Source organism: Streptomyces sp. NBC_00353 (genome assembly GCF_036108815.1).
GTDB lineage: Bacteria > Actinomycetota > Actinomycetes > Streptomycetales > Streptomycetaceae > Streptomyces.
The window spans coordinates 9,238,008-9,263,537 of the sequence record NZ_CP107985.1 but is presented as its reverse complement, the minus strand read 5'-3'; the positions used below and the strand labels follow the sequence as shown (position 1 = coordinate 9,263,537).

The window sequence follows — 25,530 nt, the reverse complement described above, 5'->3', positions numbered from 1 at the left end:
GACCAACCCAGTGCCATCCGGTGGCCCCCACGGGCATCTCGATGTCCGGCGCAGCCGAGTCGGAAGAGAGGTTCCCCCGATACGACACCGAGGGGAACTGCGTTGCCGGCCCACGTGAGGCCCAACGGGGCACAGCCGTCCCTATGATGGTGCGCTGACCAGCGCCGTCGCCAAATACCCGATCTGGCCCGGCATCGCCGCGTTCATCGATGCAGAGGACCTGCCCATGCCCATCCGCCGGATCGCCGCCCTGGCCGCGGTGCCCGCGACCGTACTGCTCCTGGTTGCATGTGGGAGCAGCAAGGTGCACGGCACCATAACGGAGAAGGAGCACAAGCCGGCCCGCACCACGTGGACCACCGAGCCGGTCACGAAGAGGGAGTGCACCACGTCGCGTCGCGGTGGCAAGACCAAGAGGTCGTGCCACACGGTGCAGACCGGTACCCACCGTGTCTCGCACCGCCATCCTGCCTGCTGGCAGATCGAGCTTGACGACGACGCACATGAGTTGTGCATCGCCAAAGCCCGGTGGGACAAGGTGCGTGTCGGCGACCGGTGGTGAGCCGCTGTGATCGGTGCCGGCTTGCCGGCGCGGTCCGCTTTGCACCCCCTGGTCCAGGAGTTCCCTGAGGCCGCCCAGCGGCCGGGCGACGTCTTGATCGGGGGACGGGAAAATCGTTCGCAAACTCTCAGCGCGGGTGGCTAACGTGCACCGACGTGGACTTCGAAGATCCCAAAGACCTGGTCCGGCGCGGATACGACGCGCTCTCCCTCCGCTATGACCAGGCGTATGGCTCTGAGACGAAGTACCAGCCGTGGATCAGCGCACTGATCGATCGGATCCCGGCTGGAGGCACGGTGCTGGATCTGGGGTGCGGGAGTGGGGTGCCCGTCGCCCGCACCCTGACGACCGCAGGTCACCGCGTTACGGGCGTCGATATCAGCGAGGTGCAGATCCGCAGGGCCCGGGAGCTCGTGCCAGAGGCCGAGTTCATCCGCGCCGATGCTACGGCCATGGACTTCGAACCGTCCTCGTTCGACGCGATCGTCTCCTTCTATGCACTGATCCACATCCCCCTTGATGAACAGCCTCCGCTGCTGGAGAAGATCGCCGGATGGTTGCGCCCCGGCGGTTGGTTCCTGGGCACCACCGGCAACCGGGCCTGGACCGGCATCGACGAGGACTGGCTGGGTGGCGGGACGGCTATGTGGTGGAGCCACGCGGACGCCGCCACCAACCGAGCCTGGATCACTCAAGCCGGCCTGGTCGTCGAGCAGGAGGAGTTCGTGCCTGAAGGCGATGGCGGGCACGTTCTGTTCTGGGCCCGCCGCTGCTATTGAGGTTGAACTCGTGGTGCCTTCGGGGCTGTCCGCTCCTGCTGAGCGAACTACCCGTCCGCAGCAGGAGGCGGCGGCGGGGCGGTGCTGTCGCGGACCACGAGTTCCGTGGGTACGAGCGTTGTGCCGTGTTCCGCCCCGTCATGGCGCATCCGCCGCAGGACGCCCTCGACGCATAGGCGTCCCACTTCGGCGAAGTCCTGGTGAACCGTGGTCAGCGGAGGCAGGAAGGAGCCGGCCTCGGGAATGTCGTCGAAGCCGATGACACTGACGTCATCGGGAATCTTCCGGCCTCGCTCGTGCAAGGCCCGCAAAAGCCCCAGCGCCATCTGGTCGTTGGCGGCGAACACCGCCGTACAGTCCTTCTCGTCGGCAAGTTGCACACCTGCGCGATAGCCGGACTCCGCCGACCAGTCGCCTCGTACGACGCGCGGCAGGACGCAGCCCGCCCCGGCGAGTTCGGCGCGCCAGGCATCGGCGCGGCGTTGTGCCGCAAAGGACTCCTCGGGACCGGCCAGATGCCAGACCGTGCGATGGCCGAGGTCCAGCAGGTGTCGCACAGCAGCACGGGCTCCCCCGGCCTGATCGGTGTCGACCACGGTGTAACGGTCGCCCGCGTCCGAGTCGGCGACGACGACCTGGACATGAGGGGGCAGGGAGATGGTCGCCGCATCGAGCAGGTGTACTTCCATGATGACGATGACTGCGTCGACGGCGAGCTCTCCGAGCCGGGAGAAGGCGCCGCGCACCTCGTCCTGGGTGGGAACGGCGACGGGCAGGAGCGTGACGGCGTAGCCCTCCTGTGCCGCGGAGGTGGCGATCGCCTCCAGGGTGCGCATATTGCCCGTGGTGGAGAGGTTGAAGGTGATGACTCCGATGGTGCGGAATTCGCCGCTCTTGAGGGCTCGGGCGGCGCTGTTGGGCCGGTAGCCCAGCTCGTTCATGGCCACCAACACCTGCTGCCGGGTCTCTTCGGTGACGCCCGCGTATCCGTTGGACACCCGGGAGACGGTCTGCGAAGAGACGCCGGCGAGGCGGGCGACATCCGCCATGGACGCGCGCTGTGTGCGACGCGCGGTCCGCTTGCCCGTGCGCGTGCGTACCCGATCCTTGCCCGTCGAGGCGCTGTCCGCGGTGTCCACCCGTCTCCCTCATTACCCGAGTCGCAGTTTCAGCAGACGACCCTTGACCACCAACATTGGCGCAGTGTAGACATGCCGCCATCGGATGTTTACGTAAACATAACAGCCCGAGGCTCTCCCCGGCGCGGCATGTTTACGTAAACATCGCGACGGCGGGCGACGCCGGTTCCGAGATGGACGAGCGAGGAACGACATGACGACGCTACAACCCCCTGCGGCCGTACCCCGGCACCCGGCCCGGCCTGCGGCGAAACGGGACCGCCGCTCCTGGACAGGGTGGGGGTTCATCGGTCCCTTCGCGGTGGTCTTCGCCTTCGTCTTCCTGGCTCCGATCGCCTATTCGATCTACCTCAGCCTCTTCCGCGACAAGCTCATCGGCGGCACGTCCTTCGTGGGCCTGGACAACTACCAACAGGCCCTGCACGACAGCCAGTTCTGGGACTCCCTGGGGCGCGTATCGCTGTTCCTGCTGATTCAGGTGCCGATCATGCTGGGCATCGCCCTGCTCGTGGCACTCGCCCTGGACAGCGGGCGGCTGTACGGCAGGGACTTCTTCCGGATCTCGATCTTCCTGCCGTACGCGGTACCCGCCGTGGTCGCCACGCTCATGTGGGGCTTCATGTACGGCACCCGCTTCGGTCTGGTGAGCGACATCAACGACGCCCTCGGCGTATCGCTTCCCAACCCGCTCGGACCCAATCTGATCCTGGCGTCCATCGGCAACATCGTGACCTGGGAGTTCGTCGGTTACAACATGCTGATCTTCTACTCCGCGCTCCGCGTCATCCCGGCATCGCTGTACGAGGCCGCGCAGATCGACGGCGCCGGGCAGATCCGCGTGATCACCGCCATCAAGCTCCCCGCCATCCGCGGTGCCCTCGTCATCGCGACGATCTTCTCGATCATCGGCACCTTCCAGCTGTTCAACGAGCCGAGCATCCTTCAGAAGCTGGCGCCGAACTCCATCACCACCGACTACACCCCGAACTACTACACGTACTCGCTGTCCTTCTCGGGCCAGCAGCACAACTACTCCGCGACGGTCGCCATCGTCATGGGCCTGATCACCATGGTCATCGCCTACGTCGTCCAGCTGCGCGGCATGCGCAAGGGAGCGTGAAGCGATGAGCAGCCCTGTCACCACCCTCGCCCAGCCATCGGTTCCTCCGGCCGGCTCCGCGCCCCGCCTTCGCACGCCGCGCCGGCACAGCCCCGGGCGCCCCAGGCGCAGCGTGCTGCTGACCGTGCTCACCGGTCTGGTCCTCCTCTACTCCCTGGTGCCGCTGGCATGGCTGATCATCAGCGCCACCAAGACCCAGGAGGGGCTGGCCCATTCCTTCGGGCTGTGGTTCAACGGCGACTTCGCCCTGTGGGACAACATCCGTGAGACGTTCACCTACAGCGACGGCGTCTTCACCCGCTGGCTGCTGAACACCGTGCTGTACGTCGTGGTCGGGGCCGGCGGCGCCACCTTGCTGGCGGTCCTGGGCGGCTACGCCCTGGCAAAGTTCAAGTTCCCCGGCAAACGCGCCGTCTTCGCCGTCGTCATCGGTGCCGTCGCGGTGCCGGGCACCGCCCTGGCCGTCCCCACGTTCCTGATGTTCAGCAAGATGGGGCTGACCGACACCCCGTGGTCGGTGATCATCCCGTCCCTCATCTCGCCGTTCGGCCTCTATCTGATGTGGGTCTTCGCCTCCGAGGCCGTCCCCGACGAACTACTGGAGGCCGCCCGCATCGACGGCGCGGGCGAACTGCGCACCTTCTTCCAGGTCGTCCTGCCGCTGCTCGCACCCGGCATCGTGACCGTCTCGCTGTTCACGATGGTCGCGACCTGGAACAACTACTTCCTGCCGCTGATCATGCTCAAGGACCCGGACTGGTATCCGCTGACCCTGGGCCTGAACAGCTGGAACGCCCAGGCCGCCACCGCCGGCGGCACGCCCGTCTTCAACCTGGTGATCACCGGCTCGCTGATCACCATCCTGCCGCTGATCGCCGCGTTCCTCCTGCTGCAGAAGTACTGGCAGTCCGGGCTCGCCGCCGGAAGCGTCAAGGAGTAACCCCGAGCCCCGCACGGCAACACCCCCGGTCTCCCCCACAGATTTCCAACCCTCATCAGGCACGGTTTCGGCCACGACGAAGTGGAAGCACTCCCATGCACATGAACCCCCGCCGCCTGCTGCGCGGCCTCGCCCTGGTCTCGGCCCTCGCCTTGGGGGCGACCGCCTGCGGCGGCTCCGACGACAGCAGCTCCAGCACGAAGCAGGTCTCCTCCAAGGACATCGACGCGGCCCTGAAGAAGGGCGGCACCCTCACGGTCTGGGCCTGGGAGCCCACACTGAAGCAGGTCGCCGCCGACTTCCAGAAGGAACACCCGGCCGTCCACGTCAAGCTCGTCAACTCCGGCACCGGCAACGACCAGTACAAGGCCCTGCAGAACGCCATCTCCGCGAAGAAGGGTGTCCCCGACGTCGCGCAGATCGAGTACTACGCACTGGGGCAGTACGCGCTGACGAAGGGTCTGGACGACCTGACCCCGTACGGCGCCGACAAGCTCGCCGGCAAGTACTCCCCCGGCCCGTGGAACGCCGTGAAATCCGGCAGCAAGAACGTATACGCGCTGCCGATGGACTCCGGGCCCATGGCCCTCTTCTACAACAAGAAGGTCTTCGACAAGTACAAAATCAAGGTGCCGACGACGTGGGACGAGTACCTCACGGCGGCCCGCGCCCTGCACAAGGCCGACCCCAAGGCGTACATCGCCAATGACACCGGCGACGCCGGCGAGACCACCAGCCTGCTGTGGCAGGCCGGTTCGCGCCCCTACAAGGTCGACGGCACGAACGTGAAGATCGACTTCTCCGACGCCGGCGCCCAGAAGTACACCGCCGTCTGGCAGCATCTCCTCGACGAGAAGCTGCTGGCGCCCATCACCGGCTGGAGCGACGACTGGTACAAGGGGCTGGGCGACGGCACCATCGCGACCCTGGCCACCGGAGCCTGGATGCCCGCCAACTTCGCCACGGGCGTGCAGGGCGCCTCCGGCGACTGGCGCGCCGCACCGCTGCCCGCGTGGACCGCCGGTGACAAGGCCAGCGCGGAGAACGGCGGCAGCTCCCTGGCCCTGCCCACGCTGGGCAAGAACAAGGAACTCGCCTACGCCTTCACCGAGTACGCGAACGCCGGCAAGGGCGTCCAGGCCCGGCTCAAGGCGGGCGCCTTCCCGGCGACCACCGCCGATCTCCAGTCCAGCTCGTTCCAGAACACCGCGTTCCCGTACTTCGGCGGACAGCAGGCCAACAAGATCTTCGCCGAGTCGGCCGCGAACGTCGCCTCCGACTGGTCGTACCTGCCCTACCAGGTCTACGCCAACTCGATCTTCAACGACACAGTCGGCAAGGCCTACATATCCGGCACCAAGCTGACCGACGGTCTGAAGAGCTGGCAGGACGCCTCCGTCAAGTACGGAAACGAGCAGGGCTTCACCGTTCAGAAGTAGCCGCTCAGAAGCAGCCGCCCCGGAGGCTGCCGCTGAGCAGCAAGCTCGCAGCGGCAGCCTCCCGGAAGCCACCACGCATCACCTCGCGCCACCCCGTGCGGTACACCGGAAGGACCACCATGATCTCCACCCTCCTGTCCCAGTTGCAGCACGGGCCGGACGGTGATCCCACCCCCCGCCTCGCCTACGGAGCCGACTACAACCCGGAGCAGTGGCCACGCGAGGTGTGGGAGGAGGACGTACGGCTGATGCGCGAGGCCGGCGTCAACATCGTCTCCGTGGGGATCTTCTCCTGGGCCCGCATCCAGCCGGCGGAGAACGAGTGGGACTTCTCCTGGCTCGACGAGATCATGGACCTGCTGCACGCGGGAGGCATCGGAGTCGACCTGGCCACCGCCACCGCGTCCCCACCGCCCTGGCTCACCACGGCGCACCCGGAAATCCTCCCGGTGACCGCCTCCGGTGAGACGGTGTGGCCGGGGGCACGGCAGCACTGGCGTCCCACCTCGCCCGTCTTCCGCGAGCATTCGCTGCGCCTGGTGCGGACGATCGCCGAGCGGTACGCGAACCACCCCGCGCTGGTGGCCTGGCACGTCTCCAACGAGCTGGGCTGCCACAACATCTACGACTTCTCCGACGACGCCACCCGTGCCTTCCGCGACTGGCTGCGCGCCCGGTACACCACGCTCGACGGCCTCAACCATGCCTGGGGCACCGCTTTCTGGTCCCAGAGGTACAGCGACTGGGAGCAGATCCTGCCGCCCCGGCTGGCCGCTTCCCACCCGAACCCGACGCAGCAGCTGGACTTCAAGCGCTTCTCCTCCGATGCGCTGAAGGAGTATCTGCGCGCGGAGCGGGACGTGCTGCGCGCGATCACACCCGGTGTTCCGGTCACCACGAACTTCATGGTCATGGGCGGCACCAAGGGGATGAACTACGCCGACTGGGCTGATGAGATCGACTTCGTCTCCAACGACCACTACGTCACCTCCGGGCCCCAGGACCGCGACGAACTGTCCTTCTCCGCCAACCTCGTCAGCGGTATCTCGGGCGGACGTCCGTGGTTCCTCATGGAGCACTCCACCAGCGCCGTCAACTGGCAACCCGTCAACCTGGCCAAGCGTCCCGGCGACCTCGCCCGCGACTCACTGCTGCACGTCGCGCACGGCGCCGACGCCGTGTGCTTCTTCCAGTGGCGACAGTCGGCGGCCGGCGCCGAGAAATACCACTCGGCGATGGTGCCGCACGCCGGGCCCGACAGTGACGCCTTCCGCGCGGTGACCGAACTCGGCCGGACCCTCAGGACGCTGGCCCCGGTCGCCGGGTCCGAACGTGAAACGGCACGCGTCGGGATCGTCTTCGACTGGGAGTCGTGGTGGGCCAGCGAGCAGGACTCCCATCCCACTTCCCTCCTCGATTACCGCAAGGAGGCGCTCGACTGGTACTCCGCCCTCCTCACCCTCGGCGTGAGGGCAGACGTCGTCACCGCACAGGCCGACCTCGACCGCTACCAGCTCCTGATCACGCCGGTACTGCACGTCGTCCCCGCCGCGCTGGCCAAGGAACTCACCCGGTACGCCGAGAACGGCGGCCACCTGGTCACCACGTACTTCTCCGGCGTCGTCGACGAGAACGACCACATCTGGCTCGGCGGCTACCCGGGAGCCCTGCGCGATCTCCTCGGCATCCGCATCGAGGAGTTCGGCCCCCTGCTCGACGGCGACACGGTCGAAGTCGGGCTGGACGGCGCCACGTTGGGCACGCTGTGGACCGACCGGATCACCGTCACCGACCCCGAGGTGGAGGTGCTGGCCGAGTACTGCAGCGGTGCGTACGCCGGCCGCCCCGCCGTCACCCGCCGCGCCGTGGGCCAGGGTTCGGCCGCCTACATCTCCACCCGGCTGGGTGCGGACGGCCTCACCGTCCTGCTGCCGAAGCTGCTCGCCTCTGCCGATGTCGGCAGTGAACTGCCCGACGGCGCAAGGGGAAGTGTCGAGTTGATCGTGCGCCGCGACGGCGACAGCCGCTACCTCTTCCTGGTCAACCGGACCGACGAGACGGTGCCGGTGACCGGACTCGCCGGGGAGCTCCTGATCGGTCGGGCAAGCGATGACGGCGCCCTCGTTCTCTCCCCCAGAGACGTCGCCGTGCTGCGGCAGCCCGCGACCTGACGACGGGGTTCACCGCGTACAGAAGAGCCCCCTGACACCCCCTGAGCGGCGGGCAACCCGTTCGAGGGTCACGCCGACGTGCCCTCGCAGCCGGTGTCGCGCACGGCATCAGGGGGGTGGGAATTGCCTGCCGAGGACGTTGAATCTCAAGCCGGGGCCTGTTGCGGAAGTGCTGGTCACAGCGGCTCACCGCTCGCTGTCACCAACACTTCTGAGGCAGACCTAGGACCAGCGCCCGATGGGCCCGTGCTCGTCCGCTCGCTAGGGTCCTCGTGATGAGCGGTCGGCGTACGGCGGCTCCATTCCGACCAGGGGTAGCACATGCCGGCCAACGCCACAGCCCATGTACGCATCGCTCGTCCGTCACGTGACCTGGGAGCGGCGGAACAGTTCTGGATCTCGGGTCTGGGTCTCGACGTTCTGTACCAGCATGCGGCAGGTGGCACTCCAGGCGACCACTCGCTCCTGATGGTCGGCTGGCCGGGCGCCGGGTGGCACCTGGAACTCGTGCATGATCCCGTCGACACCGTGGATCCACGGCCGACCCCCGAGGACCTTCTGGTGATCTACCTCGGCGAACCGGTGCCTGCCTCCCTGGTCGAACGCCTCGAACGGCACGGCGGCAAGCGAGTGCCGGCGCACAATCCGTACTGGGATACGTGGGGCGTGACCCTCCAAGACCCGGACGGCTACCTGCTGGTCCTCTCCACCAGGGACTGGTCCAACTCCTAGCGCCACCGCGAAAGAAGAGCTTGATCGGTCAAGAGAGGCCCGCCCCGTGGTCCTCGTATGAGTGCGGTCCTGTGACGGACCGCATGCTCATGCGAGGCCGTCCGCCTGTCCGGCGAATGCCCGGGTCAGTGAACATGAACCAACTCACTGTTCGAGATCAGAGGCCAAGAACGGACTCGGTCAAGGGGCAAGACACCTTGGCTCATCCATCCGGGCAGGTCCCGAGGCAGAGCCCGGCCGACCGAAGAAAAAGGGCTGCCCCAGAGAAGCGTTGGGCATTCGCAGCGGAGGCCGCCCGCTTGCGTGCGGGCAACCGAAGCCGTCCGCAGCACTGCAGTGCATGGACACCCGCCCCCTGTAGGAGGCGGTGAAACGGCTGCTCGGTCAACCGGGCGTGTGGTGCTGGACGCCATCCTCCTGATTCGACGCGGACGCGCAGACCGCCCGGGAGTAGGCTTCGCTCAGTATGGACCGGCGGGGGGCGGAGCACATGACGGCTGAGTCAACACAGCGGTGGGGGTCGACTCTTGATTCGGTCGTGGTGTACGCGCAGGGCGCGGTCTGCCGACGCCTGGCGCGGGGCAGCGTGTCGCCCGACGGCCGGGTGCGGGTGACGGGACTGCCCCGCTCGCTGAACCCGGGCTCGCTGCGGGCCCGTGTCCTGGGCGCGCCCGGGGTGCGCGTCACCGAGGCCCGGGTGGAAGTCGAGGTCTCATCGCTCGGCACGGGCACTCCCGACGAGTTGCGGCGCGAGGTCGAGCGGCTGAGCGACGAGTACGCGGCGGCGCAGGGACGCAGGGACCGACAGCTGAGCCTGATCGAAGAGATCAGCGCTCTCCACCCGGTCCCACCTGCCCGCAGGCGCGAGGACCCGCACCGCCGTACCCCGGTCGACGCCTGGCTGGAGCTCGCCGACTTCGTCGACGAGCGGCTGGCGGGACTGCACAACCGCCTCGTCGAGCTGGAGGAGGCGCTGCGGAACGTCGAGCACGAGCTCACCGTCGCCGCGGACAGGCTCGCCCGTGCCTCCACCGACGCGCCGCCAGCGCACGTGGAGACCACAGTCTGCGCGGTCCTGACACTCGACGGCACCGGTGATGCTGAGGTGGAGCTGGAGCTGGAATACGGGGTGCCGGGCGCCGTTTGGGTGCCGGCCTACCGCCTCACTCACCGTCAGGGCGACGGCAGCGGCCGTCTGGTGCTGCGCGCCTCGGTCGCCCAGCGGACCGGCGAGGACTGGACCGGCGTGCGCATCGCCCTGGCCACCGCCGATCTCCGGCGCCGCACCGACCTGCCGAGACTCCGCTCGATCCGGATCGGTCGCAGTCAGCCCACCCCCGCGCCTTCTGGCTGGCGCGAGCCCCCGGCCGGACTGCTCGACTTGTTCTCCGGCTACGACGCGGCGGGCCCCGGCCCAGCCACGACCATCGCACCCGCGGCTGTCGGGGCCGGCCCCGCGCCCATGGGTGCCGCGGGCGGCTTCGCATCCGGTCCCGTTCCGCCACCGCCGCCTCCGCCGCCTCCGGCACCGCAGAGCTACGGCGGTCCGTCTGCAGCGGTCCCGGTGCCCGGCGCCGCTCCCCCGGAATCCTTTGGCGGCGGGATGCCCGCCCTCGCGCAGCCGGCCGGGTCGCGACCGGGCAACAGGCCCCGTACCGGCGAGAGGTCTTTCGCGGGTGCCCCCGCCGCCATGGCGCCCGCGGCTCCTGGCCGGGCTGCGCCGCCACCCCCTCCGGAACCGGTAGCCGGTCCGCCGCAGCCGAGCGGCGCCGAGCTCGACTATGCCGCCCTTGTCCTGTGCGGCCCCGACGAGCAGGGCAGTCGCAGAGGCCGGCTGTTTCCCGACTCTTCCTTCGACCCCGTGGCGGCCGAGTACCGCCGCCGCGCCGAAGCGGTGGCCGCGCTGCCGTTGCACGGGCAGGCCGTGCGGCCCCGCGAGTCGGCGGGTTCCTTCGACCACCGCTTCGATGCCACCGCCCGTGCCGACATTCCGTCGGACGGCACCTGGCACACCGTCACCGTCGGCGAGATCCCGGTCGGCCTGCGTGCCGAGTACCTCTGTGTGCCGTCCGTGGAGCAGACCGTGTACGCGACGTTGGTGCTCTCCAACTCCACCGACCAGGCACTGCTGGCCGGCCCGGTGGAGGTCACCGTCGACGACGACTTCCTGCTGACCGCCGCACTGCCCACGCTTGCCCCCGGCGGCGTCCGCCGGGTGGGGCTCGGGCCGGCCGAGGGAATCCGGGTCAGCCGCCGCACGAACCTGCACGAGTCGACCTCGGGCCTGCGCAACAGCACCACCGTGCTCGACCACCGCGTCCACGTGGAGCTGGCCAACCGGCTCGCGAGGCCCGTCACCGTGGAAGTCCGCGAGCGGGTGCCGGTCACCTCCGAGCCGGACGTCCGGATCGAGGAACGAGCCGATTGGACAGCACCCGAGGAAGGCACGGGGCCCGATCGACATGCGCCGGGCACCCGCGTCTGGCGACTGGACCTGCCCGCAGGCGCCACTGCCGCCTTGGACGGCGGCTACGAGATCCGCATCCCGACCGGCAAGGCCCTGGTCGGCGGCAACCGCAGGAGCTGACACCCACCATGTCCACGGCCCCGAAGCCGATCGCCCTCCCCGTCACCGCCGTCACGTGCCTTGAGGATCGTGCCCACATCGAGCGCGCCGTCGTGCTCGACCTGGAGGCCGGGGTCCAGCGGCTACGTCTCGGGCCGGTCAGTGCGCTGGCCGTCGACCGGACCCTCCATGCCGAGCTGACCGCCGATCACCCCGCGACCGTGCTCGACGTACGGATCGTCCGCAGCTGGACGCCGTGCGGGCCGCTGCCGTCCACCGACGACGACTCCGCCCTGCGCCACCGCGTACACACCCTCGAGGAGGAGCGGCTGGCCCTGGGGAAGCGACGCGACCGGCTGCATGCCCGCCTTGACCTTCTCGGCCGCCTCGCCGCCGATCTGCTGCGGGAGATCGGCGAAGGCGCCGGCTCCGGGGAGACCGAGCGGCTCCGCTGGGCCCGCGAACTGGACCGGGTGGACGACGAGCGCGACGCGCACGGCGAGCAACTCCGCACCGTGGAAGCCCGGCTGGCCGCCCTCGCTGTCGAACTCGGGGAAGCTCAGCGGGCCATGCATCTCTCCGAGGAGGAGCCAGCCGAGCTGGTCGGCCATATCGAGCTGACCGTGGAGGCCACGGCCGCCGGGCCGGTCGGGCTGCGCCTGAGCCACCTCACCCCGTGTGCGCTGTGGCGGCCCGCCTACCGGGCCGTGCTCGACGGGGACTCCCTGACACTGGAGACCGACGCCGTGGTCTGGCAGCGCACCGGTGAGGACTGGTCGGACGTACGCCTGACATTGTCGACGGCCCGCTCGGCGCTGGCCACCGATCCGCCACGGCTGGGTGAGGACCGGCTGACGCTCAAGGACCGCTCCGCGGCGGAGCGCCGCACGGTCGACGTCGAGCTGCGCGAGGAGGAGATCGGGTCCCTCGGCCCGGCCTCGGTGCTCGGCCTGCCGGGGCTGGACGACGGCGGCGAGGCGCGGGTGTTGAGATCCCCCGCGCCGGTCTCGGTGCCTGGTGACGGCCGCGCCCATCGAGTGCTGCTCTCCGCATTCACCACGGCCGCGCCCGGTGAGTACGCCTGTTCACCGGAGTTGTCCCCCCTGGTCACCCAGGTGGTGCGGTTCGACAACCTGTCCGGCCACGCGCTGCTCGCCGGGCCCGTGGACCTGGTCCGCGGCAGCGGATTCAGCGGCCGCGGCACCCTGGACTTCACTGCCCCTGGCGCCCCCGTTGAGCTGGCCTTCGGCAGCTGCGACGACTACAGGGTGGTCCGGCATGCCGAGGAGTCCCGCGACTCGGCCGGTATCACCCAGCGGACCGTGGTCACCCGCACGGTCCGGCTGCACCTGTCCCGGTTCTCCGCCCCCGGGGAGCACGACGAGCGGGTGGTCGTCCTTCGGGAGCGGATCCCGGTCTCCGAGGTCTCGGCGGTGGAGATACGTCTGCACAAGGATTCGTGCTCCCCGGCGCCCGACGTGGTCGACGCCGAGGGCATCGCCCGCTGGGACGTCACTCTCCCGCCCGGGAGCCGCCGCACGGTCACCCTGGTCTACGAGTTGTCGGCGAGCGCCAAGGTCGCCGGGCTCTGAATTCGGTGGGCCGCTGCACGCCTGTTGGTGCAGGCCTGATCTTGGCTCCCGCCCCCCAGCCGGGGGCCGTCTCGCACACCCGAAGGACATGGGGGGCGGTCACTGCTGGGGCCGCCGGTACGCGGCCTGTCGCCCGCTGCTACGAGTGGAGCGGGTCGGGAACGAGGGCGACGGTCATCCATGGCACGGCACGCTGACGGAAGCTGTGCCCCATGGGCTCCAGGCCGCCGCTCTGCTCGCTGAGGCTGAACGTCGTCACCATGACCATGTCCGAGCCGTCCGCTACGGAGACGAGGTGGGTGCCGCAGCGCGGGCAAAAGCCTCGGCGCAGGGTCGGCCAAGTCGAGTACCACGTCGGTTCCCCGCCGCGGCCGGTCCAGATCAGCGTCTCCCGGCGGAAGCCGGCCCACGACATCGCCGGTGAGCCGGACAACAGAGTGCAGTGCTCACAGGAACACAGGTGCGGATCGTCCGGAACGCCTGTCACCTCGTACGCGGTGTCACCGCACTGGCAGCGGCCCGTCCGCAGGTCGGGAGTGGTGGTCGATTCGGTCACTGCGACATCTCCTTCGACGTGACGTGCAGTTGCGGTGCCAGTGTGCTGCCCCGGAGCAGCCCGCGCCGGTGTTCGGGATTCCGCGCCCCGTGCGGCGAGGCATGTTCACCCCTCGCGGTGAACGGCAGCGCAGGAAGGTCGCCGATGTTTGCATGCCCCTGCCCGTGTTGGCCGAATTCTTTCGCGGATCTTTCCTGTCTGCGCCCGGCGAACTGAGGCGCGCGGCCTCTGCGTGGGACCTCAATCGCTGGTTCACAATCTCAGCGACCACTGCACTGCGGCTGCACGCGGGCGAGACACCAAGCGCAGAGCTGTGTCCCGTCGCATTGAAGCTGCCGGATTCTCATTCGCTCTCGTTCGTGCCGGCGGATCCTCATCGCGGTTCGCTCCGAGCGGGGCCGTGTCACGTTTCGGAGAGCCATGTCGTCGTACTGCTGAGACGAACACACCATCCAGTGAGCAGAAGACCCAGGAACGCTCGGCGGGACCGGCTGTACTGCCGAGGTGGAGGCTTCCACCTCATGGCGGCCCAGTGGCGTTCGTGAACCGAGTTCAAGGCAACGGGGAGGAAATCGATGAGTGACTTTCAGGCCATCGCGGATCGCGTCGAGATCGAGGCGCTGCGCGGTGAGTTCACCGACGCCGTGATGATGCGTGACTACGACCGAATCGCTTTGCTGTTCACACCGGACGGCGCATTGCGGATGCCCAACATCCCCGTTGAACTCGAAGGGCAGGAGCCGATCCGCGCCTGGGGCAGGCGGGTGCCGGAGGTTGTGGATTTTCTTGTGCAGAACACACACCCGGGCGTGATCCAGCTTGACGGCGACACCGCGTCCGGCCGCGCGTATATGTCAGAGGTCGGACGTGGCCGCGACGGCCGCGGAGGGCTGAACTACGCCATCTACCATGACCGTTACCAGCGCACCGGAGACGGCTGGAAGTTCGCCGAGCGCGTCTACGAGGTCCGATACGAAGACGCCTCGCCGCTGGCCGGCTCACCGCCCCGCCGGGCCGAGGATTCGTGACCAGCCCCTCGCGTGAGCCAGATCGTCTGAGAACACCGGTCATCGGCGTTCTCAGCGAGTGATTCGCGAGTTCATGTCGGTTCCGTGGTCGCCTGATCGTGTGGCCGCTGCGGCATCCGAGCCGGTCAGTGGGCCCGGCCGTCGTGGGGTGCCGGGAGGCCGCCGCCCCGCGCCACGGCGAGGCGGCGGGGAGATGGCCGGGCAGGGAACGGTGATGCGCCGTTCGGGTGCAGGGCGCCCGCTGGGCGTGGGCCATACCGGCCACTGCCGGCCGCGGCCGCTGTCGGCTCCGGGGCGGTGTCAGATGGCCAGTGCGAGCGTCACGGCGGTGGCCGCAAAGAATGGGATGAGAACGACGGCGGCCAGGGCATTCCCACGTGTCTCGGGGTTGGCGTAGTCGCCGACCTGGATGTGATAGCCCACGGCACCGATCATCATGAGGGCCATGCCGATGGCGGCCGCGATGCCCAAGGGCTGCCAGAAGAGTCCGACGATCAGGCCTACCGTCGCGGAGACCTCGGCCAGTCCGATGAAGCGGACGAGGCCGGCACTCAGCCCCATGTGCGACTGCAACCCGGCGGAGACTTCGCCCTTGAGGACCGTCTTGGGCGCACCTGCGGCCAGGGTCACGAGGGCGAGGAGCACGCTGAGGATGGCGGCGGTGACGTACATGGGGTAGTTCCTTTCCTTGCGGCCACGCCGGGATGGCGTGGCCCTGATACTCCTTGACCTGTCAAGGAGTGGAGTAATGGGAAAAACATTCAGATGCCTCGATGCCTCGTCAACCAAGCAGTCGAGCTGTTCCTGCTCGCGGCCCCGCGCAAGAGGGTCCGCGAGCTCGAGGAGGAACCCGAGATCCTGCGGAGGGCGGCGAAGCAGGTGAGAACATCGGGGCGCGCAGGCCGCTGCTGGAGCGGGCGCCCAGCCCGACCTCAGGCGACCCGCTTGACCGCTTCGGCCTTGCAGTCCTGAATGTGCGAGCTGCGGGTGGCGCTACCAGGCGCTCGCACCGCCGTCGACCGCATAGTTGGCGCCTGTGATGTATGCCGCCCGGTCAGAAGCGAGGAAGGCCGCCAGCTCGACGATCTCCTCGGGCCGGGCGAAGCGCTTGAGGAGCGTCTTGCGGGTTATCGCGTCCCGGGCCGCCTGGTTGTCGCCGAGGTCGCGGTCGCTGGCCGGGGTCAGGACGGGTCCGGGGCTGATCGCCACCGCACGGATCCCATGGGGCGCGCCTTCGAGCGCGAGCTGTCGCGTCATGCCGATGACGCCGGCGTTCGCCGCAGCGTGCCCGACCATCGGGGGGTTCTCGCCGGCGATCATGCCGGCCATGGACGCGACGTTGATGATGACGCCGCCACCGCGCCGGGCCAGGTGCGGCCATGCGAACTTCGACACGAAGAAAGGTATGTCGAGTTCGCCGGCTACGGTCGCCCGCCAGTCGTCGACAGAGAAATCGGGCATCGAGCCGAAGCGCAGCGAGGCCGCGTTGTTGTAGACCACATCGAGCCCGCCGTAGGCGGCCACGGCTTCTTCGACCAGCCGCTGCGCCTGTTGCGGGTCTGTGAGGTCGATCGGTGCGATGCCCGTCATCTCACCGCCCGCGCGACGGACGAGCTCGACGGTCTCCTCGTTGGCATCGACCTGGATGTCACACCCGACGACCTTTGCGCCTTCTCGCGCAAAGATCAGCGAAGCGGCACGACCCATACCCCCTCCGGTGCCGGTGATCAGCACTACCTTCTGTTCGAGCGTTCCCATGGAAGTTCTCCTATCAGTGGATTCTCCGGTGGCTCTGTCATTGCGTCCGCGGCCGGTCCTCCGGGCGCATCCTGTGTGCGGTGTGCCCGGAGGACCAGTCGCTCACCGAGGCCTTGGCCAGAGCCTTCCGCCAAAGCCCGGAGGGAGTCGCCGGGCAGCGCTACTTGGCGCTGGGGGTCTCGCCACGGAGCTCGTCCAGGAACACACCGAAGTTCCCTTCCGACCAGTGCTCGATGGACTGTCCCTTCACCACGCGGTCGATGGAGATACCACTGAGGTGGACCTCCCGGCCGGACGCGGGGATCCCGAAGATCGTCCCTGTGTGAACGCCTCCGAAGCTCCAGCGCGTGACAACCTTGTCGCCTTCGACGATCTGGTCCAGCACAGTCATCTTGAAACCGTTGAGCCCCGCCTTGATCCCGAGGTCTCCCTTGATCCAGTCCTCACGGCTCTCGGGGCCGTTGAACCCGTGGAGCACCAGGTCCTTCGAGATGTAGCGATCGAAGGCAGCAGCCAGGTCCCCGTTGTAGCTGTTGTAGTACGCCGAGGTGACCTGCAACGGCGACAGGTAGTGGTGCTGGGAGGACGAGTGTCCGGACGACGCACCGTGCGATCCCTGACCCTGCGCCGCGGCCGGGACGGCTACGGCGGCCAGGGTGGCGGCGACGGCAAGGCCGGTCATGGCGCCGATCACCCTCTTGCGCCGTACAGGCGCGGAGGCGGAAGTGAGGACGGCCGCGGCCTCGCGGGCCTTCTTGGAGATCATGAGGCAACTCCTGTCGAACGCGGTCGGTGACTTCCGACCCACATTTCCTTGACTCGTCAAGCATGCATCTCTGCCTGACAGGCGTCAAGCGCTTCACGATCAGTCGCGCGCAGCCACCTGCACCCGTGTCCGGCATGACAAACTTGGATCGCGTCGCAGGGACGCCGCATCGCCCCGGACACGTGCGGGTTCGTGACAAGTCGCCGAGCGGCAGGCCGTGCGGCGGCGAGCGAGAGCCCAGGGTGTGCGGATCGGCTCACCAGGCGATGCGCCGGAACCGGCAGAGGCGGCGAGCTCGACAGAGTGTGCAAACGATCAAGATCAGGCCGACTGACGCCGAACGGAGCGACGCCGGAGTGACCGACGGAACACAGACAGAGGCGGGGACCTCGCCGGCGCGCGGGAAGTACGCCCCTGTGCAACTGGACGAGAGAGAGATTCTTCGGCGGGGCCTCGACACCTTCGCCGAACTCGGTTATGCCGCGACCACGGTGAGGGAGCTGGCACGGCGGCTCGACGCCAGTCACAACTTCATCAACGATCGTTACGGGTCGAAGGAGAACTTCTGGCGCGCTGCGGTGGACTTCGCGCTGCAGGACGCCCAGCCCGCGCTCAACCAGTTGCTGGCGGAGTGCCGCGACGATGACGAACGGCTGAGGAAGGTAGTCGTTCAGCTCTATCGGCTGGCTGCCAATGCCTCGGGCTTGAATCGGTTGATGTCGGATGAGTCGACTCGCGACTCCAGCCGCTTGGACTATCTCCACCAACGGTTCGTCAAGCCGTTCTGGGACAGCATCGAGCCGACTGTCAACAGCCTCATGGCGGCCGGACGCATTCCACGTGTGCCGGCGCACATCCTCTACTTCGCCGTCACCGGTCCGGCGCTGGCCCTGGCACAGGACCCGATCGCCGACCGGCTGAACTCCGCGGCCTCACCGACGGCGGAGCAGGACAGAAGCAGCATGGCCGACGCGCTCTCCGGTCTTGTCCTGCACGGCCTGCTGCCACCCGGGCCAGGAACGGAGACCACGGCAGGGCCAAGACCGACGACCCGGTGATGGTACTTGCTGCGCCAGACCCGGAGCCGGAAGGGCACGGAGCTGGTGTCGTGGACGGCCGGCAACTTCGCACCACTGACGGTGTGTACGACCGCTGCTAGCCTGCGCCCATGATCAAGGGAAGATCGCCCGGCCGAATAGCTCACACAGCGGGGGGCAGCAGGTCAGAGCGTGTATTGATCGTGGCCAGCTTCGTGAACCGAGTCGGCAATGGGCTCTTCAACACGGCGTCGGCGCTCTACTTCACGTTGGTCGTGGATCTACCGGCAGTGCAGGTGGGTGCCGCCCTCACTGTCGCCGGCCTGATCGGGCTACTCGCGGGGATACCGGGAGGGCACCTGGCCGATCGACGTGGGCCGCGCACGATCATGATGCTCGCGTTGACGGTTCAAGCAGTGGCGATGTCCGCTCTCGTGCTTGTCGAGAGCTGGGCTGCCCTCACGGTCATCGCTACCGTTGACCAGCTTGCCGCAGCCGCTGGCGGCGCAGCCTGGGGAGCCCTCGTGGTCCGGGTCGGTACTGACCGCCCAGCGCTGTTCAGGGCAAAGCTCCGTACTTACGTCAATTTGGGCGTCGTCCTGGGAACCGTGGGTGCCGGATTTGCGGTTACAGCGAATACTCGTACGGCCTACGTCGTGCTGATTCTCGGCAATGCGGCCAGCTTTGCACTGTGCGCCCTCCTCCTGTTCTTGCTCCCCAACTACAGAGCAGTGGCGCCACCGTCGCAGCAGCGCCGCTGGATCGCTCTCACCGACCGTCCGTTCGTGACCTTCACAGCCCTCTATGGTGCGATGGGGCTGCAATACCCGACGGTGTCCCTGCTTCTGCCGATATGGATCTCGGAGCACACAAACGCACCGCGCTGGACCGTGGCCGCGGTATCCGCGATCAATGCTGGAGTCTGCGTCCTGTTGCAGACCAGAATCGGATCCCGCATCGAAACCCCTCGCGAAGGCGGCAAAGCGTTCCGCACGGCAGGACTGCTCTTCCTCCTCAGCTGTCCGATGATGGCCCTGACCGCGCACGCTCCCGTGTGGGTGGCCGCCGGCCTCGTGGTCGCAGCGATCTTCGTCCACAGCCTCGGGGAGATATGGGAGTCCTCGGCCGGCTTCGCCCTTGGCTTCGGCCTGGCACCAGACCATGCCCAAGGCCAGTACCAAGGGCTTCTCGGGCTTGGCTTCAGCGCAGGCCAGGCGCTCGCCCCTGCCATCCTCACCACCGTCGTGCTCGGACTGGGCACGGCCGGCTGGCTGCTCCTCGGCGCGTTCTTCGCCGCTGTGGGCGCCGTGGGCCCATCGCTTGAACGCTGGGGCACGCGAACCCGATCTCGACAGGGAGCTGCAGCTGCGGAACCCAGCGGAGAACCGGACGAGGCGCACGCATAGCCGCACCTACTACTTCGCCAAGTGGCGCGACGACGGCACCGACCAGACCATCCACGACCTGCGGCGCCGGCAGGTACGGGAGATGAAGAGGCGATTGGCCGACCCGAGTCCGGTGGTGCTCGACACGCAGAGCGTCCACGCCGCAGCCGGGGTTCCTGCCGGCACGACGGGGCGGGATCCGGCGAAGAAGGTGCACGGGCGGAAACGAGGGCTCGCGGTGGATGTGTTGGGGCTGGTCATCGCGGTCGTCACGGTTCCGTGGGCGGCAACAGAATCAAGGGCGCACGTGACGACCCGGTGATGGGTTTCCAGCTCGTCGATCAGCGGCTGGAGCCCCGGTGCGTGACTGGGGGGTGCGCCGGGTGACGGGATCCTCTCGTGCCGACGCGTGTGGCAGGTGCGAGATTCCCAGCACTTCCCGGTAGTTGGGGATCAATTTCTGGTTCAATTCGAATTGGGAGACAGAGGTGTTCTTCTGATGGGTGGGTGTGCATGACTCCGTCGTGTGATCCGGACCGGGTGAGGCGATGAGCCCGCCGTCAACGCCGATCGCCCGCAGGATTCAGACCCTTCTCACCCTCGCTGAACACTACTTTTCGTCGGGCCCGGTGATTCCGCCATCCAGCGTCCACGTCGCCCCCGGGACGTACCCGGCTGGGCCGATCAACAGCAGCCGCTGTCAGGGGCGGGGCAGGATGAACAGGCCCGGCTCGGGTTCGGCAAGGCCGTGGCTGACCAGGCGCTTGAGTTCGGAGCGGATGTCTTCGGTGTGCTTGGGCAGGTCGGGCTGAAAGGTCTGCTCCCGGCCCCCGGGACCGCGCACCCGGAGCCGGTGGAAGGTAAATACGTCGACAGCGCCCCGCCGAGCCCGGCAAAGTGGCCGCTCGTGACGAGCAGTGAACTGTGGACCCGTGCGACCGCCGACCGCTACGACGCCGAGGAACACGAGATGTCCTCGGGCGCTGTTCTCGGACCGACTCTCGACTTCCTCACCGAACTCGCCGGAGACGGCCGGGCACTGGAATTCGCCATCGGAACCGGACGAGTGGGCGTCCCGCTCCGGGAACGAGGCGTGCCAGTAGTGGGCATCGAACTGTCCGAGCACATGGCAGCGGTCCTGCGGCGCAAAATCGACGAGGACACGCTCCCGGTCACCGTCGGGGACATGGCCACGACCACCGTCCCTGGCAAGTTCACCCTGGTCTATCTCGTCTACAACACCATCACGAACCTGCTCACCCAGGACGAGCAGGTCGAGTGCTTCCGAAACGCCGCACGGCACCTGGCGCCTGGCGGCCGGTTCGTCATCGAGCTGGGCGTGCCGGCGCTGCGGTTCCTGCCACCCGGGCAGGTCGCGGTGCCGTTCGACGTCTCCGAGCGGCATCTCGGCTTCGACACCTTCGACCTGGTCGAGCAGATCCTCGTCTCGCACCACCTGACCCGCGACGGCGACGACGGCCGCTACCGCCGCAGCAGCTCCCGGCACCGGTACGCGTGGCCGGCGGAACTCGACCTCATGGCACGGATGGCGGAGCTCGAGCTGGAACTGCGCGTCGCGGACTGGGACAGGGCGCCGTTCACCCAGGACTCCGCGAAGCACATCTCCGTATGGCGCAAGCCGGCCTGAGGCGAGCCCCTTCTCGCCCAGCCCCCATCGGCCGGACCGGGAACGATGAGGCCAGGCACAACAGGCCGGGCCGCACTTGATCATTCCGAACGCTGCACCGGCGCCTCGGCTGTCGTACCAACGCGGTACGGTCACCTCCCGTGACATCAGGTGCAGGGGTAGGGGGCGTGTGATGGATCTGCGTGTGGGCGACGTCCTCAGGATCTCCTGTCCGTTTACTGAGGCCCTGGTCACGGGCAGGCAGCAGTCAGACACCCCATGTCGTTTGAGGTCAAGCGGCAGAGGTGTAGGCATGGTGTGACCAGGCGGTGGCTTCGTCGTAGTGGGTACGGGTTTTGAGGCAGCCGTGGAGGATGCCGACGAGCCGGTTGCCGAGCTGGCGGAGGGCGGGGTTGTAGCCGACCTCGCGGGCGCGTTGCTTGTCGTAGTAGCGGCGGGCGCCCGGTGATCGCAGGGCAGCGAACGCCTGGGATTGCAGGGCGTCGGCGAGGCGGTTGTTGCGGACGTAGCGGGCCTGGACGCTGTGGCTCTTGCCGGAGGCTCGGGTGATGGGGCTGGTGCCGGCATAGTTCTTGCGGGCTTTCGCGTTGGCGTATCGGGTGGGATCGTCTCCGAACTCGGCAAGCACCCGGGCGCCGGTGATCTCCCCGATGCCAGGCATCGAGAGGTAGATCTCAGCGTCCGGGTGCGCCAGAAAATGGGTCTTCACCTGCTCTTCCATCGCGGCGATCTGCTCGTTCAGCGCGATGATCAAGCGGGCGTGGGCGGTGGCGGTGGCCGCGTAGGCGGCGGTGACCGGTTCGGGCAGACCAAGTTGCGGCTCACGCAGCGCGGCCTGGATGGTGGCCGCTTTCGCGTCCCGGTTGCGGCGGCGGTGGCGCGTCAGGACGGCGGTGATCTGGGTGCGGGTCAGCTTTGCCCCGGCTGCCGGGGCAGGTGCCTTGATCAGCAGTTCCAGCGCGTCCGTGCTGGTCAGTGTCAGGTCCGCGTATGCGGCCAAAGCGGCTGGGAAGTACTCGCGCAGAGTGCAACGCAGCCGCTGGAAGGTGCGGGTGCGTTCCCAGATCAGGCTCTGGTGAGCACGGGCGACGACCTTGACGGCCTGGGCCTGCTCGCTGTCCCCGGCCACCGGTCGAAGCTGGTCCCGGTCGATGCGGACCATGTCCGCCAGCGCGTGCGCGTCGCCCTTGTCGCTCTTGGCGCCGGAGGAGGCATAGCGTTCCTTGAAGCGGTTGACCTGGCGGGGGTTGATCGCGAACACCTGGTAGCCGGAGGCGATCAGGGCCTGCACCCACGAGCCGCGGTCGGTCTCGATGCCGACCACGACCTCGGCTGGGTCCAGGTCCGCGCCGCCGTGGCGGGCGATCAGTTCGTGCAGCTTCGCGATGCCTGCCACCCCTTCGGGCAGGTTCGCGGCGGCCAGTTTGTGGCCGGTCTCGTCCTGGACCTCGACATCGTGGTGGTCCTCGGCCCAGTCATCACCGATCAGCAGCAACAGACCCTCCCCGTCTCGTACTTGACACAGCGGTGCAGCCTGCGGAAGGCGCGGCACGCGGCCTAATGGATCCAGTGCTCACGCCCCCGTGGGGCGGGCACGCCACCCCATCAGCGGTCTGGCCTCCCGGCCGACCAGCAGGGGCACGGTCTGACTCCAGAACTCGGCTGGTTCCGGCGGCGATAGTGCTCACCTGCTGGCGGCTACGGAACCGAGCATTCCCCGACTCCGTAGCTCCCATTAGGCGGGGAAGTCGTCCTCAAGTGGCCGTGGTGGTCGGTCGACCCGGACTGCGAGTGGATCCACTGGAACGGCGAGGTGGCCATCCACGGCGATGCAGGACAGGGCGACCAGGCCCGCGGGCTGTTCCGCACCGATCCCGCGCCTCACCGGCTCACCATCGGCGGCATGTGCCGCGTCGGCATCCCGCCGACCCTCGTGCACGTCATCGACGTCGCTCACTACTCCCCGCCCCAGGAGACCGGCCGGCTGCCTCGCCCCGGTCGGCTGGTGGTCGTCCTACCGGTAGGCCTCTCGTTCGACTCCTGTCTGGAGGAACAAGGGGAGAGTTTTGACCCGGACGACGACATCCCGCTCGCCTTCGACCTGACCTTCCGCCCCTACGCCTTCCTGGAGCCCGGCGACGAGGTCGCCGACAAGGCCGGCCGCGCCTGGCGCTTCGACGGCCCGTGGGACTGGCATCCCTTCGACGGCGCCGAGCCTCACGAGCCTGCCTGGCCCCTCAGCCTCCTCACCCGCGTCAACGCGACGACCGCAGAAGTGCAAATCACCGTCGCGGATGCGACGAACAGCGGCTCCCACCAGGAGGAATGCGCCCGCTGGAGCGCCGTCGCCCGGGCGAACCCTCCGTCTTACGCTCGTCCCCCACTGCTACCGCCGTCGTGAATTCCGGTGAGCAGAGAGCCGACGGAAGTGCGGCCTGCAGCAGCCCCCTCTCCCGCACCCACACCGACCGTCGCCAGATGACCGTCACGGAGCCTTCAGTGCGCAGTAGTTCGGCCCGAAGGACACGGTGGGGCTGCCCATCCACCTGACCGCCGGAGGGCTACTCCGTGCCAAGAGCTCCGTCTGAAGGCTGTGCATGACCCTGCCGCCACGAGGCAAGGGGCACGCTCAGGATGATGGTGGTGCCCTTCCCAGGAACACTACTGAGCGTGAGCTGGGCGTCGATGAGGTCTGCGCGCTCGTGCATGGCGGAGAGCCCCACTCCCCGCACGGTGGATGCCGGGGGCGTGGCCGCGCGCAGGGCCGGCCAGCGCCTGGAGTCCGGGGGCTGAGGCATTCCGTGCCCGTCGTCGGCAACGGTCAGCGTCATCACATGGCGGTCAACCTCCATACCGACAGTGATCCGAGTGGGCTGAGCGTGTTTCACCGCGTTGGTCAGTGCCTCCTGCACGATGCGGTACACGTGGGCCTGTGCTTCTGAGGTCAGCCGGTCGCTGATCTCGGTGTCCTGCGGATCGATCCGGAGATCGACGCGGATACCGAAGGTCTCCGAGGTGCGTCGGCACAGCGCCTCCAAGGCCGCGCGCAGTCCCAGTTCGTCCAGGACCAAGGGACGCAGATCCGTGATCAGGTGGCGCAGCGAGGTGATCTGGTTGCCCACCAGGGAGCGTGCCTGCTCGATGGCGCCGCGCATGGCCTCGGGGCGGCCGTCGGCGGCGGCGGCGGAGAGCAGCACCTGCACGGCGCCGAGTTCCTGGAGGGTGTCGTCGTGCAGTTCACGTGCCCAGCGGCGGCGTTCGCGCTCCGCGCCGTCATGGCGGGCTCGGACACGTTCACGTTGGAGACCCCGGTCGCGGTGGGTTGCGCTGCGGATGGTGGAGGCCGTGTACGCGACCAGGATGAGCGGGAGCACGTGCAGGGCGTTCAACAGCGGTTGCTCGGTGATACGGACCAGGCTGGCCACGGCGAGCATGAGCGCGAGGGCACCGGCCACCACCATCCAGGTCCGGCGTCCCGCGGTGTACAGCGGGGCTGCCGCAAGGTACGGGGTGGCCGCGGCAAGGGAGAGGGCCAGCTCGGAGGGCAGCGGCTGGTCGGTGACCTCCAGAGCCACCGCGGCCACCAGCAGACAGCTTCCCGCCGCCTGCAGGGCAAAGCCCCATCGGGACCGGCGCGGTCCCCTCATGGCACTAGGCCGCGCTCGCGGGCCGCGGCGATGAGCTCCGCCCGGGTGTCCTTGCCGAGCTTGTCCCGGATCCGGGCACGATGGGTCTCCACCGTCCGGACCGAGACGTAGAGACGCTGCGCGATCTCCTGATTGGTGTGGCCCAGCGCCAGCAACGACAGGACCTCGGCCTCGCGTGCGGTCAGTGACTCCTGGTCGGCAGATCCCGGCATCTCAACGGCGAGCCTGGCTCCCAGCACCGGCTGGACGTACGTCGCACCGCGGGCGACCTGGTGTGCGGCGGCCAGCAGTTCCTCGGCGGCTGCCTCCTTGAGCAGGTAGCCGGCCGCGCCGGTGCGTAGCGCCTCGCGGGCGAACGCCGGATCCTCCTGCATCGTGAGGATCAGGATCCGCGTGCCGGGTGAAGCGGTGAGCAGCGCGGGAATCATGGGCAGGCTCGACTGGCCGGCCATGGTCAGGTCCAGGACCAGCACCCGCGGATGGGTCCGACGCACGGCTTCGAGGGTGTCGGGGACTGTGGCGCTCTCGGCGACAATCCGGAATGCCGGGTCCTGGGCCAGCAACAGCCGCATTCCTGCCCGGACCACCAGATGATCGTCGGCCAGTACGACGGTGGTCCCCGGGGGCTCTTGCCGGGACGGGGTGGAGCTGGGGGCGTCCATAGC

General features: G+C 68.4%; 23 protein-coding genes and 1 pseudogene. 15 read left to right on the top strand and 9 right to left on the bottom strand.

Annotated features, from left to right (window positions below):
- Window positions 1-226 precede the first annotated feature (226 nt).
- Both OHA88_RS41595 and OHA88_RS41590 read left to right on the top strand, forming a co-directional pair.
- On the top strand, window positions 227-562 hold the full coding sequence (locus OHA88_RS41595; protein ID WP_328629401.1) for a hypothetical protein: 336 nt from the start codon (window positions 227-229) through the stop codon (window positions 560-562).
- A gap of 155 nt (window positions 563-717) precedes the next feature.
- Window positions 718-1,341, top strand: a complete 624-nt coding sequence (locus tag OHA88_RS41590) for a class I SAM-dependent methyltransferase (RefSeq protein ID WP_328629400.1) — start codon at window positions 718-720, stop codon at window positions 1,339-1,341.
- A 47-nt stretch (window positions 1,342-1,388) separates the two neighbouring features.
- On the opposite strand, the gene OHA88_RS41585 is transcribed toward OHA88_RS41590, so the two are convergent.
- Window positions 1,389-2,390 carry a LacI family DNA-binding transcriptional regulator gene (locus tag OHA88_RS41585; RefSeq protein ID WP_328629932.1) on the bottom strand — a complete coding sequence of 334 codons (1,002 nt, stop codon included), beginning with the start codon at window positions 2,388-2,390 and terminating at the stop codon, window positions 1,389-1,391.
- A 283-nt stretch (window positions 2,391-2,673) separates the two neighbouring features.
- Here OHA88_RS41585 and OHA88_RS41580 point away from each other — a divergent pair, with 283 nt between their 5' ends.
- The 7 genes from OHA88_RS41580 to OHA88_RS41550 all read left to right on the top strand — a co-directional run bounded on the left by OHA88_RS41580 (window position 2,674) and on the right by OHA88_RS41550 (window position 13,040).
- Window positions 2,674-3,600 carry a carbohydrate ABC transporter permease gene (locus tag OHA88_RS41580; RefSeq protein WP_328629399.1) on the top strand — a complete coding sequence of 309 codons (927 nt, stop codon included), beginning with the start codon at window positions 2,674-2,676 and terminating at the stop codon, window positions 3,598-3,600.
- 4 nt (window positions 3,601-3,604) lie between these two features.
- Window positions 3,605-4,540: a carbohydrate ABC transporter permease gene (locus tag OHA88_RS41575; protein ID WP_328629398.1), complete on the top strand. Its 936-nt coding sequence runs from the start codon at window positions 3,605-3,607 to the stop codon at window positions 4,538-4,540.
- Between the two features lie 95 nt (window positions 4,541-4,635).
- Entirely contained in the window at window positions 4,636-5,979 is a 1,344-nt protein-coding gene (locus tag OHA88_RS41570; protein ID WP_328629397.1) for an ABC transporter substrate-binding protein, read from the top strand.
- A gap of 119 nt (window positions 5,980-6,098) precedes the next feature.
- Window positions 6,099-8,150 (top strand): beta-galactosidase, encoded by a 2,052-nt coding sequence (locus tag OHA88_RS41565; RefSeq protein WP_328629396.1) that lies wholly within the window; start codon window positions 6,099-6,101, stop codon window positions 8,148-8,150.
- 321 nt (window positions 8,151-8,471) lie between these two features.
- A complete protein-coding gene (locus tag OHA88_RS41560) occupies window positions 8,472-8,882 on the top strand; it encodes a VOC family protein (RefSeq protein ID WP_328629395.1) in 411 nt (136 codons plus the stop codon).
- 490 nt (window positions 8,883-9,372) lie between these two features.
- A complete protein-coding gene (locus OHA88_RS41555) occupies window positions 9,373-11,469 on the top strand; it encodes a DUF4139 domain-containing protein (protein ID WP_328629394.1) in 2,097 nt (698 codons plus the stop codon).
- An 8-nt stretch (window positions 11,470-11,477) separates the two neighbouring features.
- Window positions 11,478-13,040: a DUF4139 domain-containing protein gene (locus tag OHA88_RS41550; RefSeq protein WP_328629393.1), complete on the top strand. Its 1,563-nt coding sequence runs from the start codon at window positions 11,478-11,480 to the stop codon at window positions 13,038-13,040.
- Between the two features lie 139 nt (window positions 13,041-13,179).
- On the opposite strand, the gene OHA88_RS41545 is transcribed toward OHA88_RS41550, so the two are convergent.
- The gene (locus tag OHA88_RS41545) at window positions 13,180-13,596 is read right to left on the bottom strand and encodes a GFA family protein (RefSeq protein WP_328629392.1); all 417 of its coding nucleotides are present in this window, start codon (window positions 13,594-13,596) and stop codon (window positions 13,180-13,182) included.
- Window positions 13,597-14,171: 575 nt separating this feature from the next.
- Between OHA88_RS41545 and OHA88_RS41540 the strand changes: the two genes are divergently transcribed.
- Window positions 14,172-14,624, top strand: a complete 453-nt coding sequence (locus tag OHA88_RS41540) for a nuclear transport factor 2 family protein (protein WP_328629391.1) — start codon at window positions 14,172-14,174, stop codon at window positions 14,622-14,624.
- A gap of 300 nt (window positions 14,625-14,924) precedes the next feature.
- Here the strand turns inward: OHA88_RS41540 and OHA88_RS41535 are convergent, their stop codons facing one another.
- The 3 genes from OHA88_RS41535 to OHA88_RS41525 form a co-directional block, all read right to left on the bottom strand.
- Window positions 14,925-15,296: a DoxX family protein gene (locus tag OHA88_RS41535; RefSeq protein ID WP_328629390.1), complete on the bottom strand. Its 372-nt coding sequence runs from the start codon at window positions 15,294-15,296 to the stop codon at window positions 14,925-14,927.
- 321 nt (window positions 15,297-15,617) lie between these two features.
- Window positions 15,618-16,358 (bottom strand): SDR family NAD(P)-dependent oxidoreductase, encoded by a 741-nt coding sequence (locus OHA88_RS41530; RefSeq protein WP_328629389.1) that lies wholly within the window; start codon window positions 16,356-16,358, stop codon window positions 15,618-15,620.
- Window positions 16,359-16,542: 184 nt separating this feature from the next.
- On the bottom strand, window positions 16,543-17,148 hold the full coding sequence (locus tag OHA88_RS41525; protein ID WP_328629388.1) for an ester cyclase: 606 nt from the start codon (window positions 17,146-17,148) through the stop codon (window positions 16,543-16,545).
- A 416-nt stretch (window positions 17,149-17,564) separates the two neighbouring features.
- On the opposite strand from OHA88_RS41525, the gene OHA88_RS41520 reads away from it, so the two are divergent.
- From OHA88_RS41520 to OHA88_RS41510, 3 genes and pseudogenes are all read left to right on the top strand, one after another.
- Window positions 17,565-18,206 carry a TetR/AcrR family transcriptional regulator gene (locus tag OHA88_RS41520; protein WP_328629387.1) on the top strand — a complete coding sequence of 214 codons (642 nt, stop codon included), beginning with the start codon at window positions 17,565-17,567 and terminating at the stop codon, window positions 18,204-18,206.
- 182 nt (window positions 18,207-18,388) lie between these two features.
- Complete coding sequence (locus tag OHA88_RS41515) at window positions 18,389-19,591, top strand: MFS transporter (protein ID WP_328629386.1); 1,203 nt, start codon at window positions 18,389-18,391, stop codon at window positions 19,589-19,591.
- A 7-nt stretch (window positions 19,592-19,598) separates the two neighbouring features.
- A pseudogene (locus tag OHA88_RS41510) lies at window positions 19,599-19,847 on the top strand (IS5/IS1182 family transposase); the annotation flags it as partial.
- A gap of 423 nt (window positions 19,848-20,270) precedes the next feature.
- Here OHA88_RS41510 and OHA88_RS41505 read toward each other — a convergent pair.
- Window positions 20,271-20,414 carry a hypothetical protein gene (locus tag OHA88_RS41505; protein ID WP_328629385.1) on the bottom strand — a complete coding sequence of 48 codons (144 nt, stop codon included), beginning with the start codon at window positions 20,412-20,414 and terminating at the stop codon, window positions 20,271-20,273.
- A gap of 63 nt (window positions 20,415-20,477) precedes the next feature.
- Between OHA88_RS41505 and OHA88_RS41500 the strand changes: the two genes are divergently transcribed.
- Window positions 20,478-21,218, top strand: coding sequence for a class I SAM-dependent DNA methyltransferase (locus tag OHA88_RS41500; RefSeq protein ID WP_328629384.1), 741 nt, complete (start codon window positions 20,478-20,480; stop codon window positions 21,216-21,218).
- Between the two features lie 271 nt (window positions 21,219-21,489).
- On the opposite strand, the gene OHA88_RS41495 is transcribed toward OHA88_RS41500, so the two are convergent.
- A complete protein-coding gene (locus tag OHA88_RS41495) occupies window positions 21,490-22,713 on the bottom strand; it encodes an IS110 family transposase (RefSeq protein ID WP_266999505.1) in 1,224 nt (407 codons plus the stop codon).
- Between the two features lie 318 nt (window positions 22,714-23,031).
- On the opposite strand from OHA88_RS41495, the gene OHA88_RS41490 reads away from it, so the two are divergent.
- Window positions 23,032-23,619 carry a hypothetical protein gene (locus OHA88_RS41490; RefSeq protein ID WP_328629383.1) on the top strand — a complete coding sequence of 196 codons (588 nt, stop codon included), beginning with the start codon at window positions 23,032-23,034 and terminating at the stop codon, window positions 23,617-23,619.
- A 160-nt stretch (window positions 23,620-23,779) separates the two neighbouring features.
- Here the strand turns inward: OHA88_RS41490 and OHA88_RS41485 are convergent, their stop codons facing one another.
- On the bottom strand, window positions 23,780-24,865 hold the full coding sequence (locus OHA88_RS41485) for a sensor histidine kinase (protein WP_328629382.1): 1,086 nt from the start codon (window positions 24,863-24,865) through the stop codon (window positions 23,780-23,782).
- Window positions 24,862-25,527, bottom strand: coding sequence for a response regulator transcription factor (locus OHA88_RS41480; RefSeq protein WP_326601327.1), 666 nt, complete (start codon window positions 25,525-25,527; stop codon window positions 24,862-24,864). The genes OHA88_RS41485 and OHA88_RS41480 overlap by 4 nt, the downstream gene beginning before the upstream one ends.
- Window positions 25,528-25,530 lie beyond the last annotated feature (3 nt).